Here is a 1,301-nt window from a genome sequence, read left to right as displayed (position 1 = left end):
GAGACGCAGGACCTGCCATTGTTCGGTCCGGCGCGCAGCTTGGGGGTGCCAGAGTCGGCGATCGATGTGGTCGAACCGTCCGCCAAGGTGATCGTGGACCAGGGCTATGACCGCAGCATCCCGGCGTGGGAGCCCACCCCGGCGCGGTTCCCGACGCTCGACCCGGCGTCGGTGGTCACCGATTTTGTCGACGCAGTTGGTGCGGGCGTCAACAACGCCATGGCCCTCTCGGGGTTGTCGCCGCTGCTGACGATCCCCGCACCGTAGTTGCAGCGAGGGGGTGAACGGCAAATGATTGGTTCGAGTCTGATCGCTCCGCGACTCGGGAGTCTCCGTTTGACTTCCACTTGGATGAGCGTGTCGATCGGTGTCGCGGTGCTGGTGGTGATGGCCACGGTTCTGCCGCTGTCGCCCGCGTCGGCGTCGGCGTCTTCGGACGTATCGCTGCCTGGTAAAACGGCCTTGATCATGGGCGGGACCACCGTCCCAACGCCTGACGCCGCGTTGATCGATGCTGCGATGAACCAGTTCATCGAGCCGACCCATCCGCACCAGAACATAAAGCCCGTCGCAGTGACCGCCCCCCAGGAGGCTTGGCCCCTCACCGGGTTCCTTCGCCTCGTCCTGTTCTCGCTCGGGCCCCCGATCTTCGGTTTTGATGGTCCGGCGTGGCCCGACGAGCCGTTGTGGAAGCTCTCGGGGCTCTTCGACCTCACCTTCGATCGGTCGGTAGAGCAAGGGGTCAGCGATCTGGAGGCGGCGATGGCCGAGAACGGCAACGACGATCTGGTGATAACCGGCTATTCGCAGGGCGCAGTCGTCGCGAACGTGGAGAAGCGCAAGCTCGCCGCGCAGTACCCGGCGGGAACCGAGGCCCCCGATATCGACTTCTTGGTGAGCGCTGATCCCAATCTGCCCAACGGGGGCCTTTTTGCCAGGTTCCCCGACCTTCACCTCCCGATCCTCGATTGGTCTTTCAATGGCCCTGCAGCCACCGACACCCAGTTCGAGACGGTCGAGATCAACCGGCAATATGACGGCTTCGCCGATTTCCCGTTGTATCCGCTCAATCTTGTCGCCGACTTGAACGCGGTTCTGGGCACCGTCTATGTGCATGCGTACGGGTTCGATGTGAGTCTGCCTCCCGACCCGACGACATCTCCCGCCTACCAAGGCACCCACGGCGACACCGACTACTACTTCTTTGAGACGCAGGACCTGCCATTGTTCGGTCCGGCGCGCAGCTTGGGGGTGCCAGAGTCGGCGATCGATGTGGTCGAACCGTCCGCCAAGGTGATCGT

The 1,301-nt window shown here is 63.6% G+C and carries 2 protein-coding genes; both read left to right on the top strand.

What is annotated here, in order from left to right; genetic code table 11:
* A partial coding sequence (locus tag H290_RS0127330; RefSeq protein ID WP_028463766.1) for a PE-PPE domain-containing protein occupies window positions 1-267 on the top strand: 267 nt, incomplete at its 5' end.
* 84 nt (window positions 268-351) lie between these two features.
* A partial coding sequence (locus tag H290_RS0127325; RefSeq protein WP_020110044.1) for a PE-PPE domain-containing protein occupies window positions 352-1,301 on the top strand: 950 nt, incomplete at its 3' end.

Origin of the sequence: Nocardia sp. 348MFTsu5.1, assembly GCF_000383535.1 — a bacterium.
Classification (GTDB): domain Bacteria; phylum Actinomycetota; class Actinomycetes; order Mycobacteriales; family Mycobacteriaceae; genus Williamsia; species Williamsia faeni.
This window is presented reverse-complemented; position numbering and strand designations above follow the sequence as displayed.